The following is a 14,104-nucleotide window of genomic DNA, read 5'->3' on the forward strand; positions in this document are numbered from 1 at the left end:
TGGATAAAGAAGCGGAGCCTTTTTATTGCCTACAACGGCAAGACTCGCGCTCGACCACCTCGACTGGAAGGATCACCGGCCGGAAATTACTCTGCGGCTCATGAATCATCTGGAGAATCAGTTCCGCCGCCGAGCGTCCCATCGCCATTTTATCCTGGCGCATTGTGGTCAGCCCCGGTCTTAAATAACGGCTGACTTCAATATCGTCAAAACCGATGATTGAGAAGTCATCCGGGACTTTGCCCCCCGCCTCCTCAATGGCGCGAATCGCGCCGATCGCCATCAAGTCACTTTGGCAGAAGATGGCGGTCGGCCGCTCTTTCTTTTGGAGGAGATGACGCATAGCCCGGTAACCACCTTCTTCGGTATACTCCCCATTGACCAGCCATTCGGGGTCGCAGGTTAAGTTTAATTCCCGGAAGGCCAGCTGAAAGCCTTCCAGCCGGTCTTGGGTGGTCTTGGTCGAAGTCAACCCCATGATCATCCCGATTTTTGTATGACCTAAGCGGTGCAAGTACCTGACCGCTTCCGCCGCTCCCCCGGTGTTATCCGACATCACGTAGGACGCTTTGGGACCGCGGATATCAAGATCGATAAAGACCACCGGTAAATCCGACTTGAGGAGATCTTCCAAGTTCGGGTCATCCCGGGCCACACCAATCAAAACCACGCCGTCCACCTGACGGTTTTGGCATTTCTCGCGATAACTGAAGTTTTCGCCCCATTTCCGGTCGGCGAAATACAAGAGGTCGTAGCCATGGTCGCCCAAGGCTTTTTCCATGCCAAAAATAACTTCATGGAAGAAGGGATGCTGCAAACCACTGTTAAAATGGTCGGTAAAAAAGATCCCGACCGTATACGATTTTTGCGTCGTTAAGCTGCGGGCAACGGCGTTTGGCCGGAAATTGTATTCTTTAATGACGCGGGCAACCTTGTCCTTGGTTTTTTGGCTGACATCAGGGTAATTGTTCAAAACTTTCGAGACGGTTGCCACCGATACGCCAGCCTTTTGGGCGATGTCTTTAATCGTGATCATCTTCTCAACCTCAAAACTACTGATTTAAATAAGGGCAAGATAATTATAAGATATATTAGAAGACGTTTGTCTTTTGTTAGCTTCATGTATACAAAATTAGACGAAACCGTTTTCGGATAATATTCTCCTTTCTGCGGGCTTTTTCCTGCTTCCCGAGGAAAATTATTTTACAAAGCCCGGATTTCTCGAGGGGCAACATTCCGCCCCGGAAGAGAGCTTTCTTTCCTGTCGGCGAAGGAGCATGCCTGTTCCTACCTGGATCAAAAACCAACCTTAAAATAAAAACACCACCGGGAGTACACAAGGGAAAAAGGTAAGCGTGACGAAGATGTATATACGAAGGAACCAACAATTTTCGTCGGGATCCTGCTTTCCGACTTGTTAAGGAGAAGGTGAAGCCAATGAAAACAAACGTACTCGGCAAGACCGGCTTGGAAGTGACGGAACTATGTTTTGGGGCGCTCCCCTTCGGGCCATTGCAAAAGAACCTACCGCGTGAAGAGGCAACGGCGGTTCTCGTCGCCGCTTTGGAGGCCGGGGTCAACTTTATCGATACGGCGCAAGTCTACAAGACCTACGCGCCGATCCGCGAGGCCCTTAAACAGACGAAAAAACGCCCCGTGATTGCGTCGAAGTCGCCGGCCGCCACTTACGAAGATATGCAAAACGCAATCGAAGAGGCGTTAAACGAGTTAAACCTGGAAGAAATTGATATTTTCCATCTCCATGCCGCCCGGGTCGGGGAAGACGTTTTTACGAAGAGAAAAGGCGCCCTGGAGTGTCTTTATGATTACAAACATCGCGGCCTGGTTAAGGCCGTCGGGATCAGCACCCATTCGGTCAAAGTAACCGCACTGGCGGCAACCGTGGAAGGAATTGATGTGGTTTTTCCGCTGATCAATAAGACCGGCCACGGTATCCTGGACGGCAGCCGGGAAGAAATGGAGAAGGCGATCGCCCGCTGCGTCGCCCAGGGGAAAGGCGTTTACCTGATGAAAGTCCTGGCCGGCGGCATTCTGGTCGGCGATTATACCCAAGCGGTTGAGTATGCCCGCTCCATCCCGGGCTGTGCTTCCCTCGCCATCGGCATGGTCTCCAAGACCGAAGTTGAATATAACGTGGCCTATTTTCAAGGCCGCAAACCGGCCACCATTCCTTCCCTGGCGGCCATGGAGAAACATTTTATCGTGGTGGAAAGTTTATGTGCCGGCTGCTTGGAGTGTGTGGCCACCTGCCCAAACCATGCCATTTCCGAACGGTCCGGGAAAGCCTTTATTCAGCAAGAAGCCTGCCTGACCTGTGGTTACTGTGTGGGCGCATGCCCGCAGTTTGCCATCCGCTTAGTTTGAAAGCGAAGGAAGCGGAATAATCTACGTAAAGACCGCCCTTACAATAAAGACCGGATGAACACCCAAATAAAGGCCGCCCCGGTGATCATCTTGAGGCCCGTGCCGAAAAGAAACCCAACAAAGGTAGCCAAAGCGGCATTAAAAGCTTTTCGCGGATTGCTGAAGTCATGGAGCAATTCGCCGACATAAGCACCGACAAAGGGGCCAAAGATCATCCCGAGGGGGCCGATGAACAGGCCGACAATCACTCCGACCATGGCCCCCCGCGCGCCGGCCTTTGTCCCCCCAGCCCGTTTGGTAAACCAGGCCGGTGCCAAACTGTCCAAGAGGGTGACAAGAAGAGTTGCAATTAGACAAATTACCAAGGTCGTTGTGGTGATCGCGCTCCGGGAAGAGAAACGGGCGATGAGTAACCCGGCCCAGGCAAGCGGAAGTCCCGGGAGGACGGGAAGAAAGCTCCCACAGAAGCCAAGGAGCAGCGCCCCTCCGGCCAAGACCAGAAGAAGATCCTCCTTCATCGTTGATAACACCCTTCTTCCAAAAATCATCTATATTATATTGACCTTTATATTTAAAAGAAAAACGCAAACGTAAACAGGGATCCCTTTCTGTTTCGAACAGCATTTCTAATTTCCAGTATTTTCTAGTCCAGTTTTTCCCCCACCGGAGCATCAAGATTGGAACTTCCACCGGATGCTTCCCCCGAACCGGCCAGGGGTGGCCGGGCGGCGGGAAAGTTTATCGTAATCCGGGTTCCAATCCCCAACCGGCTTAGCACCTCATAATAGCCCCCATGATGGTCGATGATCCATTTGGCGATGGCCAGCCCCAGACCGGAGCCGCCGGTTTTCCGGGCCCGCGACTGGTCGGAGCGGTAAAAACGGTCAAAAATACGGGGCACATCGGCCGGGGGGATCCCGATCCCGTCATCTTGCACCTGGATTTTGACGGTATCCTGCGCGGTTCCCACTTTAAGCCGGATCGTTCCCCCCTCCGGGGTATACTTGATGCTGTTGTCCACCAGAATGCGGAGGGCTTGTTTGATTAAATGCTGATCCGCCTCAAGGTAGGCCGGACCGTCCAGCACGGTTTGGAAGGTGTGCGCCGGATCGATCAGGCGAGTTTCACGTACAATCTCCGCCACGATCTCTCTGGCATCAAAAACCACTTTCTCCAGGGGGATTGTTTCGTTGTCACCGCGGGCGAGAAAGAGTAACTGTTCCACCAGGACTTTCATGTTCTCCGTCTCGCTTTTGATGGCGTCAATCGCCTCTTGCATTGTGCGCTCATCATGTTTACCCCAGCGGTCGAGGAGATCGGCATAACCCTGCAGGACGGAAAGGGGTGTCCGCAGTTCATGGGAGGCGTCGGCCACAAAACGGACTTGTGACTGATAAGCCTGGTTAATGCGCTGTAACATATCGTTGATGGCATAAGCCAGATCTTTCAGTTCTTTCTGGGAAGTATCGATGGAAAGGCCTTGGCTGAGCGCACTGGCATTGATGGTGCTGATCGCCCCCGCCAGGCGTTTAATCCCGGCCCCGGTGGGTCCGGCCCCGCTCATGTCCTGGTGTATGCTTTTCGCGGTCTCCGCCATCTCAGTAAGGGGTTTCAAAGTTTGACGAATCACCTGATTGTTGGTGCCAATCCGGCCAATAAAATAAAGAAACTGACTGCCCGCCAGAATCAGCAGGATAAAGCAGATTTGCCGGAGATCCGGTTCCAAGGCATAGACGATGTGAATGGTCGTATCTTGAGCGACCAACGTCATGTGATAAGTTGCCGCCTGCACCCGGTCAAAAAACGACCCTTCCGCTTCAGCGCCGGGCATCGACAGCCAGCGCCTGGCCTCCGGGTCGTTCAAGGGAAGCCGGTTTTGGATAAAACCCGGTAAACGCAGGCCGTTTTCCCGGCTTTCCCCCATGCTGATCTCATAACCGGCGGCCGCAAGCGCCGGTTCGGCCACAAGCGCGAGCTTATCGTCGTAAGCAGCAATAAACTTCCGGGCTCCAGCTTCGGCTTGCCAGAGGGCCGTACCAAACAGGAGGATGCTCAGCAAAAGATTCATGGAGATAAAAACCGAAAGGAGCATCCCCAGCATCCGCAAGTTTAGCTTCAAGGCCAGCGAAAACCGGATTTTACTAAAACTGCCGCCGGCAGGCGGTTTTTCTTTCTTATTCATCTTTGATTATATACCCGACCCCCCGTATGGTATGAATCAGCTTCCAGCCGAAGGGCTCCTCGATTTTGGCGCGTAAGTAACGGATATAAACATCGACCACGTTTGTTTCCCCCGCAAAATCATAGCCCCAGATCCGTTCCAGCAAAACTTCCCGTTGCATCACCATATTCTTGTTTTCCAGGAGGAACTGTAACAAGTCAAACTCTCTTTTGGTCAGTTCCACTTGCCGGGTGCCAACCCAGCATTCCCGGCGGACCGGATCCAACCGGAGTTCACCAACAGTCAAGCTCCCCGGAGGCGAAGCCGAACCGCGGTTTTTCCGTAAGGCCGCCCGGATCCGCGCCAGCAATTCCTCAATGGCAAAGGGTTTTGTGATATAATCATCAGCCCCCCCCGTCCAAGCCGGTGACTTTGTCCACGACCGTATCGCGGGCAGTCAATAAGATCACGGGTACATTAGAAAACTGGCGAATCCGGCGCAGGACTTCTATCCCGTTGAGTCCGGGAAGCATAATATCGAGGAGAATCAGGTCGAAGGGCTTGGCCTGGGCCAACGCCAGGCCCGCCCTCCCGTCAAAAGCCTTCTCCACTTGATAACCCTCAAACTGCAGTTCAAGTTCGACAAAACGGGCTATTTTCTCTTCGTCTTCAATGATCAGAATGCGCTCCATTGGTTTCACCTTTATCCTTGTCTCCATCCCTCGTCATGTGCTCGACCGCGTTGACCACTGTGTCAACGGCCCGCGCCGTCGCCTGGGATACCTTTTCCATCGCCTGATTAACCGCCGGTTTGTCCAAATCGGGACCGCTGAACCGGTACCGGCAGCCAAAGAACAGGCCAAGGATGAGAAGGGGAATAACAATCCAGAAGGCAAAGAGGAGCAGCACGACTAGAACGGTCACGGGCAGCGTGATGATGCGGCTGTCATCCTGCAGTACCTCGAAACTGTTGATGTTTCCTTTATGAATTATCCCTCCGCACCAGCGCAGAAAGGCGGTTACAATTTCCCGGAAAGACTGGCCTTTGTGATGGGAATTATGACGAGACTGGAATTTGGCGCTGTCCTCTTCGCTCCGGCCTTCGCTTTGGGAACTGTAGTACCCGGCGGCTTCCGGCCGGTGGATTTTGTTTTCTTTTTCCAGTTTAATCACCGCTTCCAGCAGATCCCCGTTTGTTTCTTCCAATGCTTTTTTGGCTTCCTCAAAGGTGATATTGGCGTAATCCCGCAGTTTTTGGACTTGTTCAAAATCAACCATCCACGATACCCCCTTTAATTTTTCTGAACTAATCATAACATCCGACCCTTTGAGGACTCTTGGAACAAGATTAAAATTTCATTAGAAACGGCAATTATCACTTTAAAGTCAGGCAAACTGCAACCGGTAAAGCTGGGCGTAGAGTCCGTTCCGCGCGATCAGCTCTTCATGGGTTCCCTCTTCCACAATCCCGTCCTCGGCCAGGACCAGAATACGCCGGGCGTTTCTGATCGTGGACAGCCGGTGGGCGATCACAAAAGTGGTCCGGTCTTTGGCCAAGGCTTCCATGGACTCCTGGATCACTTTTTCGCTCTCGTTATCCAAGGCGGAGGTGGCTTCATCAAAGATGAGAATCGGCGGGTCCTTCAAAAAGACCCGGGCAATGCTGAGCCGCTGTTTCTGCCCGCCGGAAAGCTTAACACCCCGCTGGCCGATGTTGGTCTCATACCCCTCGGGCAAGGCCATGATAAAATCATGAGCGTTGGCCTTTTTCGCCGCCGTAATCACCTCTTCCACCGTCGCCTCCGGTTTCCCGTACCGGATATTCTCCAGGACCGTTCCAGCAAAGAGATAAACATCCTGTTGGACAATGCCGATCTTCCGCCGGAGGGATTTCAGTTTAATCTCCCTGATATCAATCCCGTCCAGGGTAATCCGGCCCTCCGTCACCTCGTAAAACCGGGGAATCAGACTGCACAAAGTGGTCTTGCCCACCCCCGACGGCCCCACCAAAGCCACGTATTCCCCCGCCGCCACTTTCAAATTGACGTGAGAAAGGACATTGGTCGTCGTCCCCGGGTAACGGAAGGACACATTCTCAAAGGCAATCTCCCCCTTCACCTCGGTAAGCTCGACCGCCTCTCGGCTGTCCACAATATCGGGGGCAATCTGGAGGATCTCGTAAAAACGGTCAAACCCGGAAAAGCCGTTTTGAAACTGTTCGCCGAAATTGACCAGTTTTTTGATGGGATCCAAAAAGGCGTTGATGTACAGCAAAAAGGTGACCAGATCCAGCGTACTTACCTTGCCGATCTGGATTAGGATGGCGGCCGCAATCACCACCGCCACATAAATCATGGAACTAAAAGCGTTGATCCCACTGTGGTAGCGTGCCATGTAATAATAACTGTCCTTCTTGCTCTCCAAGTAGAGATGGTTGTTGCGGTGAAACTTCTCCAGCTCCAGGTGTTCGTTGGCGAAGGACTTAACGACCCTGACCCCCGAGATGCTATCCTCAATCCCGGCGTTAATCGCCGCCACCCGCGCCCGGTTTTTCTGGAACGCCTGGCGCATTTTCCGGTTGTAATGGTAGGCAAAGAGAAACATCGGCGGGATGAAACTAAAGACAATTAAAGTAAGGGGTGGATTGATCGTTATTAGAATGATAAAGGAACCGACCAGTTTGACGGCGGAGATCAAAAGATCCTCCGGACCGTGGTGGTACAGTTCGGTGATCTCAAAGAGATCGTTGGTGATCCGGGACATAATCTGGCCGGTCTTCTGGTTGTCGTAATAACTAAAGGACAACTTCTGCAAATGGGCAAAAAGTTCATTCCGCAGATCCGCTTCCATCCGGGCGCCCATCACATGCCCGTAATAAGTGATAAAAAAGTTACAGTAGTACTCGGCGACGGTCATCGCCACCAGCACCAGGGTGATTAGCAAAAAAGAAGCGGTCGCCACCGGTCCGTCCGGCTGGAACAGCTCGGCCGCAATATAGCGGACAAGCAAAGGAAAAGCCAGACTAAGCCCGGACGCCGTGAAGGCGCAAGCCATGTCCAGGGCAAAAATCCGCAGGTATGGCCGGTAATAGGAGAAGAATTTTTTCATCTTTGGGCTCATCAATGGTATCCTCCAATTTGCAACATATCCTTCAATCAACACGGTTCACCAAAGAAAACACCAGAACCCAATCCTCTTCACCATTATATCATTCCATTGTTAAAATACCACGAAATAAGGAGCAAGGTTTGGAATTTGTCGGATTAAATCCCCGGAAAAAACTAGGCGAAAGATGCTTTCTGTGCTATGATCCTAAAGGCAACGGTCGAAAAGAATCTTTAGGAGTGATTGATGAATGTTAGAGGTAATTACCGGAGGTATGTTTGCCGGCAAAACCGACGAGTTGATCAGAAGACTCGAACGCCACTCGATTGCCAAGCGCCGTGTAGTACTGGTCAAACCGGACCTGGACACGCGGACAACCAAGGTCAGAACCCATAACGGCAAAGAATTTGATTCGATTACCGTCGGCAGTAACGATACGGCCACCATCGAACAGATTATCAATCAGAACGAAGTGATCGGCTTCGACGAAGGAGAGTTTTTTGGCGAAGCCGTCTACCGGTTACTCAAAGCCTACGAGCAGAAGGGCACGGCAAAGATCTTTATCGTCGCCGGTTTGGATATGGATTCGGATGGCGAGCCGTTCGGCATTATGCCCCAACTGATGGCAATCGCCAGTACAGTTACAAAGTTACATGCGGTCTGCGAAAACTGTTTTGAGCCCGCCAATATCAGCTATAGCCTGGTGGAGAAGAAAGCCCAGGTTTTGGTCGGCGGGAAAGATAAGTATAAGGCCTTGTGTTGGCGGTGCGCCGCGGCAGAAGAAAAGAAAAAGAGCCAGAACACCTAGGATTACCCAAACCGCACCACTTATTCCCAGTTTCCCACCATTTACTTAAAGGTATCCGGTCCTTAACCGCCAATATTGGAAGGAAGACGGTATTCTTTTATGTAATCCCGTCCCCCGCTCTATAAAGGGTGATTCTTAGGTTAAGGAGGATCCTTAAGATGATCAACAGATTCCGCTCCCCCCTCAGCATAGCACTGGCGCTCTTTTTTCTGGCGGGAGTTTCTCTTCCAGCCGCGGCGTCCCGTACCTACCAGGTCCAGCCGGGCGATACGGTTTTTCAGATTGCCCGATGGCATGGGGCGAGCCCGGAAAGCATCGCCAGCCATAATCAGTTGAACCGGGCCGGTTATATCATCCCCGGACAAGTCCTCTTCATCCCGGAACCGGCGACTTTGGCCGATGAAAAACTTTATACGGTACAAAACAACGAAAGCCTCTTTACCATCGCCCAAAAGTTTCAGACCAATTTGTCATGGTTACGCCAGCGCAACTGGTTAAGCGCCGACCAAATATACACGGGACAATGGTTGAAGGTTCCGGCCGTAACCCAGCCCGCCACCGGCGGGAACGGAAACGCTTATGTCTGGAATATTCCCGCCCTGATGGCCCGCCACCCGGGAAAAGTTTTTCTCCAGGGCGCAACCCAACGCAAGCAGGTCGCCCTCACCTTTGACGACGGGCCGGATCTGGAGTACACCCCACAGATCCTGGATCTTCTTGCTCAATTTGGCGTCAAAGCCACTTTCTTCTTGAAGGGAGCCAATATTGCCGGTCGGGAATGGGTGGTCACCCGGATGGTCCGGGAAGGACATCTTGTCGCCAACCACTCCTATAGCCACCCCGATTTTCGGAAACTCACCACCGTGCAGATCGTGGCGGAAGTGACAAAGACGGAAGGGTTGGTCAAGAGGATCACCGGCCGGGAAACAGCTTTACTCCGGCCGCCCTATGGCGAAATGACCGCCGAAGGTCTGGACCGGCTGGTCACGGCCGGATACACCATGGTTAACTGGTCGGTGGATTCCAAAGACTGGCGGGCCGACCACCAGGCCGATCAAATTTTGGCCAATATCATGTCCCAGGTTAAACCGGGAGCGATTATCCTCATGCACTCGGCCGGCGGAAGCGGCCAGGACCTGACCCCCACCGTTAAGGCCCTCCCCGCGCTGATTACCAACTTGCAAGCCATGGGGTATGAGATTGTGCCGTTGACCGACCTCCTTCCGGTCGCCGCTTATAAACCGGGAGTATAAATCCGAAGTACTCATTTTGTCACCAAACGGATCAAAGGACTTCCTTCGTGAAATTCCTTTTATCCGTTTTTTATTAGGTTTTTTTATAATAAAAGTGATAATAGGCCACGCAAAATCCCGTCCATCGCCGAAAGGTCCGTAAGAAGGAGGATCCCGGTCCATCGCGAAGTAAGAAGAATAAGGCGAAAACGGACAAGAGCAAACACACACGTACGACAGGAACAAATGACGAAAAAAGATTTCCAACGCAAGTAAATGGGGCAAGAATAAAGAAATATGATCTTTACCAAAGGAGGTATCATTGTCATGGCGTACCTACCAAGCGAGCAGCGTTATGACATCATGAAATACAACCGCTGCGGACGGAGCGGACTGAAACTGCCGGCCGTCGCCTTGGGCTTATGGCACAACTTTGGCGGCGTCACCCTTTTCGAAAACAGCCGGGCCATGATCAGAAGGGCTTTTGACCTGGGTATCACCCATTTTGATCTGGCCAACAACTACGGTCCACCCCCGGGGGCGGCGGAAGAAAACTTTGGCCGCATTTTAAAACTGGATCTCCACGGGTACCGGGATGAATTGATTATCTCCACCAAAGCCGGATATTGGATGTGGCCCGGGCCTTACGGCGACTGGGGTTCCAAAAAATATCTCGTCGCCAGCCTTGACCAAAGTTTAAAGCGGATGGGCCTTGAGTACGTGGACATCTTCTACCATCACCGTCCCGATCCCGAAACCCCCCTGGAAGAAACCATGTCCGCCCTGGATTTGCTGGTGCGTCAAGGTAAAACCCTCTACGTCGGCCTCTCCAACTATGATGTGGAGACCACCAAAAAAGCGCTGGCAATCTTGAAAGAGCTGGGTACACCCTGCCTAATCCACCAGATGTCCTATTCCATGTTCAACCGCTGGCCGGAAGACGGCTTGTTGTCCCTCTTGAAGGCGGAGGGGGTGGGCAGTATCGCCTATTCACCGCTGGCCAAGGGGTTACTGACCGATCGTTATCTAAACGGCATTCCGGCCGATTCCCGGGCGGCCAGCAGCAGTCCCTTCCTTAACCCGCAGGACATCACCGAAGACAAAATCGCCAAGGTGCGCCGCTTAAATGAGCTGGCCAAGGCCCGTGGCCAGAGTCTGGCCCAGATGGCCGTCGCTTGGCTTTTGCGGGAAGGCCGGCTGACTTCGGTCCTAATCGGGGCCAGCAAAGTCAGCCAGATCGAGGACTGTGTCGGCGCCCTTGCCAACCTGGACTTTACCCCGGCGGAGCTGCAACAGATTGAAGAGATTCTGAAGTAAAACGCCGCGCTCCCCGTTCCGGGGCCGGCAAACTATTATGCACAAAAGATTAGTGGCTAATTACCCCTCCTTCCGGCGGGGTAATTTTTATTCCGCCAAATAGGACAAACTAAAGGCGGCAAACACTCACGGGGAGGAGGTGGGCCCTTGAACGAAGCAGCCGTTGTCTTTGTACGGGGAATTATTGCCTTTCTTACCCTTCTCATCTTCACCCGCATCCTGGGGAAACAACAAGTCAGTGAATTAACCTTTTTTGACTATATCCACGGGATTACCATCGGCTCCATTGCCGCCACATTAACCACCGACCTCTCCAGCCGGGCGTGGCCCCATTGGGTTGGCCTGGCCACCTGGACCGCGGCCGTTTGGTTCCTCCAATGGATCACTTTACACTCCCGCGGGGTCGCCAAATATATCAACGGGGAACCGGTCATTCTCATCAAAAACGGACAGATTATGGAGAAAAACCTAAAGAAGATGCGGTTCACCATTGATGATCTCCTGACCCAGTTGCGGCACCAGCAAATCTTTGACTTAAAAGTAGTGGAATTTGCCATCCTGGAGACGGACGGGAAGATTTCGGTTTTGAAGAAGAGCCAATACGCGGCGGTAACTCCGGACGATTTAAAAATCCCCACAAAATACCAGGGGATCAGTACCGAACTGATTTACGACGGAACCGTGATCGACGCCAACCTTAAACAGGTTAACCTGGACCGGAACTGGTTGGACCAGCAATTAAAGGCGCAAGGCATCAATAGCCCGCGCGAGGTCGCCCTTGCCCTCTTAAACACCGAAGGCGAACTCTACGTCAGCCAATACCAACAGACGCGGCGACAAGCGACCGGATTCCAAGAACCGAACACAAACAATGAGTAGCCAAGGGAGGTAAAAAAAATCGGCCGCTTTTTCATGACAAAAGTGATTCCCAGCGTAATCCTGGCCATTTTCATACTCTTTATGAACAGCGGAACCTTTTTCAAAAAATACGGGTTGACAGAGCCGGTGCCGTTCTATTTTCAGCGCATAGAGCAGATGATTACCCGCGGAGAATGGCAAGAAGCGGCGGCCAATTTAAACCGGCTTGAATCGGCCTGGCGCCGGGCGGTCCGTCTCCTCCAATTCAGTGAAGAACGGGACGAGATTAACAACTTCCAGCATAGCCTGGCCCGGTTGAAAGGATACGTGGCGGCCGAAGAGACCGGTGGCGCCCTGGCCGCCCTGTATGAGCTGGAGGAAACCTGGGCTGACTTGGGAAAATAAACTTAGGCCCCCCTTCCCCTTCCCGACGGGTTTCTTTCCAACTCCGCATAAGCTCTCCGGTCTTCTTAAAAAGCCCTTTCTTCTTCGCCAATAAAAACAGCATCCCCATCATCAGAATTGCCGCGGAAGCAACAATCAGGGGGTGGAACCCGGTAACCCGTAAGAATTTGATTGTATCGTCATATGCCGGGCCGGTCGCAAACAGCGTAACCAACGGAATAACAACCCAGGCCCACAGGGAGCCGGTGATGCAGAGCCAGATTGCGATGTAAAATACGTGATAAAAGCCTTTTTTTATTTGGGGGCGATAAAAAAGCAACGCCATAAGCAGGATGATAACCGGCAATAACACCCCGGCCGCATGAAAAAGGGCTTCCCAAAAAGGCGTAAAAGCCGTGCCGGAAACACGGACATGTGCATTCACGCCTAAAACAAATTCCTCTACTTTTCCGCCCCCGAGCATCGCCACGAGGGCGTGGCCGCCTTCATGCAAAAAAGTATAAAGGTAAATCAGTGAACAAAAACCAATGAATACAGCCATTAAAACGAGAATTTTTCGCCGCATCACACCACTCCACTCCGCCCCAAAAAAAACTTCCCAACCGCTTGCTGGGAAGAAATAAGGTCGAAACAATCACGAAATAAAAACAAAGATGGAATGGTAGAACACCATGGGTGTACTGGCAACTCTTACCAGATTGGTTAACGGGACCGGTCCCCCGCTACCAATTCTTTTCTGCCAGGTATGCGCCGAACCCTTCAGAATAAATGATGTCGCCGCTTACCGTTACCCACAAGACTTCCACCCCATCAAGACTGGCCACAAGTTCTCTTCCTTTATCCAGGGGCAGATTGAAGAGCGCCGTCGACAGCGCATCCGCCAGCCCCGAGTCGGGGCAGATCACCGTCACGTTCGTGAAAAAGGCCGCTGGCATCAGGGTGTTGGGGTCGATGATATGGTGGTACCTTGTCCCGTTGACGGTGTAATAACGCTCATATGAACCGCTCGACACAACAGACTTTCCCTCGATCAGCACGTTGCACAGCTCGGACACCGGGCTTTCCGGATCCGGGTTTTTAATCCCGATCTTCCAGGGCTTGACCCCCTCGCGGTCCGGTTTGCCGCCGATCGCCCGGATATTCCCCCCCCACACTGAGCAGGAGGGAAGAAACCCCCTCCGCTTCCAGCGACTGGGCGACCCGTTCCACGGCGTACCCTTTGGCGACCGCCCCAACGTCAAGGCGCATGCCCGCCTCGGTAAGATAGACCGTTGAGGCGGACTCGTCAATGATCATTCCTTCAAGCGCGGTAAACCGTGCCGCCTCTTCGAGCAGTCCCCGGGGGGGGAACTTCCGCCGCCTCCGGGTCATCAATCCCCCGCGACCGGTAATCATGCCAGATCTTAAGCACCGGTCCGAACGCAATATTTACCGCGCCCCCGGTGGCAAAATATTGCTCTCTCGCAAAACGCAAGAGAGCAATGATCTCGGGGTCCACCCTGACCGGGGCGACGCCCGCATGGTCATTGATGGTTTTTATGTTGTTTAGGCCCTCATAGTCTTGATAGATATCATACAGCTGGTGGTATCTGGTCAGCCTTTCCTGGATCTTCCGGGCGAGGGCGGTAAATTCTTCCTGGCTTTCGGCGTAGCCGATAACGGTGGTCGCCGTATCAAACAGCCCCAAAAACTCCGCCTGGTATCTGGTTGTTTTGGGCCGACAACCGACCGTCGTCAGCAGCACAAAAGTAAGGAAAAAAAGGGTTAGTCGTTTCATCCTGCGTTTCCTTTTCCGCCGTCACAGATTGTAGGCTGTTTTTTTTTTGTTGCTTA

15 protein-coding genes and 1 pseudogene are annotated in these 14,104 nt (G+C 52.6%); 6 read left to right on the forward strand and 10 right to left on the reverse strand.

Annotated features, from left to right (window positions below; genetic code table 11):
• Positions 1-22: 22 nt before the first annotated feature.
• Positions 23-1,036, reverse strand: coding sequence for a LacI family DNA-binding transcriptional regulator (locus G5B42_RS07535; protein ID WP_181339862.1), 1,014 nt, complete (start codon positions 1,034-1,036; stop codon positions 23-25).
• A gap of 401 nt (positions 1,037-1,437) precedes the next feature.
• Between G5B42_RS07535 and G5B42_RS07540 the strand changes: the two genes are divergently transcribed.
• Positions 1,438-2,385, forward strand: coding sequence for an aldo/keto reductase (locus tag G5B42_RS07540; RefSeq protein ID WP_181339863.1), 948 nt, complete (start codon positions 1,438-1,440; stop codon positions 2,383-2,385).
• Positions 2,386-2,423: 38 nt separating this feature from the next.
• On the opposite strand, the gene G5B42_RS07545 is transcribed toward G5B42_RS07540, so the two are convergent.
• The 5 genes and pseudogenes from G5B42_RS07545 to G5B42_RS07565 all read right to left on the reverse strand — a co-directional run bounded on the left by G5B42_RS07545 (position 2,424) and on the right by G5B42_RS07565 (position 7,666).
• The gene (locus G5B42_RS07545) at positions 2,424-2,903 is read right to left on the reverse strand and encodes a DUF456 domain-containing protein (protein WP_181339864.1); all 480 of its coding nucleotides are present in this window, start codon (positions 2,901-2,903) and stop codon (positions 2,424-2,426) included.
• A gap of 125 nt (positions 2,904-3,028) precedes the next feature.
• Positions 3,029-4,567, reverse strand: a complete 1,539-nt coding sequence (locus G5B42_RS07550) for a sensor histidine kinase (RefSeq protein ID WP_181339865.1) — start codon at positions 4,565-4,567, stop codon at positions 3,029-3,031.
• Positions 4,560-5,238: pseudogene (locus G5B42_RS07555) on the reverse strand (response regulator transcription factor). Before G5B42_RS07555 ends, G5B42_RS07550 begins: the two are co-directional and overlap by 8 nt.
• Positions 5,216-5,824, reverse strand: coding sequence for a DUF4342 domain-containing protein (locus G5B42_RS07560; protein ID WP_181339866.1), 609 nt, complete (start codon positions 5,822-5,824; stop codon positions 5,216-5,218). Before G5B42_RS07560 ends, G5B42_RS07555 begins: the two are co-directional and overlap by 23 nt.
• Before the next feature lie 108 nt (positions 5,825-5,932).
• On the reverse strand, positions 5,933-7,666 hold the full coding sequence (locus tag G5B42_RS07565; RefSeq protein WP_181339867.1) for an ABC transporter ATP-binding protein: 1,734 nt from the start codon (positions 7,664-7,666) through the stop codon (positions 5,933-5,935).
• Positions 7,667-7,901: 235 nt separating this feature from the next.
• Between G5B42_RS07565 and G5B42_RS07570 the strand changes: the two genes are divergently transcribed.
• The 5 genes from G5B42_RS07570 to G5B42_RS07590 all read left to right on the forward strand — a co-directional run bounded on the left by G5B42_RS07570 (position 7,902) and on the right by G5B42_RS07590 (position 12,271).
• Complete coding sequence (locus tag G5B42_RS07570; RefSeq protein ID WP_181339868.1) at positions 7,902-8,459, forward strand: thymidine kinase; 558 nt, start codon at positions 7,902-7,904, stop codon at positions 8,457-8,459.
• A 158-nt stretch (positions 8,460-8,617) separates the two neighbouring features.
• Positions 8,618-9,712: a polysaccharide deacetylase family protein gene (locus G5B42_RS07575; RefSeq protein WP_181339869.1), complete on the forward strand. Its 1,095-nt coding sequence runs from the start codon at positions 8,618-8,620 to the stop codon at positions 9,710-9,712.
• 306 nt (positions 9,713-10,018) lie between these two features.
• Positions 10,019-11,008, forward strand: coding sequence for an L-glyceraldehyde 3-phosphate reductase (mgrA, locus tag G5B42_RS07580; RefSeq protein ID WP_181339870.1), 990 nt, complete (start codon positions 10,019-10,021; stop codon positions 11,006-11,008).
• Positions 11,009-11,155: 147 nt separating this feature from the next.
• Positions 11,156-11,887, forward strand: a complete 732-nt coding sequence (locus G5B42_RS07585; protein ID WP_181339871.1) for a DUF421 domain-containing protein — start codon at positions 11,156-11,158, stop codon at positions 11,885-11,887.
• 33 nt (positions 11,888-11,920) lie between these two features.
• Complete coding sequence (locus G5B42_RS07590) at positions 11,921-12,271, forward strand: DUF4363 family protein (RefSeq protein ID WP_181339872.1); 351 nt, start codon at positions 11,921-11,923, stop codon at positions 12,269-12,271.
• Here G5B42_RS07590 and G5B42_RS12345 read toward each other — a convergent pair.
• From G5B42_RS12345 to G5B42_RS11905, 4 genes are all read right to left on the reverse strand, one after another.
• Entirely contained in the window at positions 12,153-12,836 is a 684-nt protein-coding gene (locus G5B42_RS12345) for a M50 family metallopeptidase (RefSeq protein WP_181339873.1), read from the reverse strand. The genes G5B42_RS07590 and G5B42_RS12345 overlap by 119 nt on opposite strands.
• 157 nt (positions 12,837-12,993) lie before the next feature.
• Complete coding sequence (locus tag G5B42_RS11895; RefSeq protein WP_231133351.1) at positions 12,994-13,425, reverse strand: FAD:protein FMN transferase; 432 nt, start codon at positions 13,423-13,425, stop codon at positions 12,994-12,996.
• Positions 13,349-13,642, reverse strand: coding sequence for an FAD:protein FMN transferase (locus G5B42_RS12275; RefSeq protein ID WP_231133352.1), 294 nt, complete (start codon positions 13,640-13,642; stop codon positions 13,349-13,351). Before G5B42_RS12275 ends, G5B42_RS11895 begins: the two co-directional genes overlap by 77 nt.
• Positions 13,572-14,048: an FAD:protein FMN transferase gene (locus G5B42_RS11905; RefSeq protein WP_231133353.1), complete on the reverse strand. Its 477-nt coding sequence runs from the start codon at positions 14,046-14,048 to the stop codon at positions 13,572-13,574. Before G5B42_RS11905 ends, G5B42_RS12275 begins: the two co-directional genes overlap by 71 nt.
• Positions 14,049-14,104 lie beyond the last annotated feature (56 nt).

This window comes from Capillibacterium thermochitinicola (assembly GCF_013664685.1).
In the GTDB taxonomy this organism is placed as follows: Bacteria; Bacillota; UBA4882; order UBA10575; family UBA10575; genus Capillibacterium; species Capillibacterium thermochitinicola.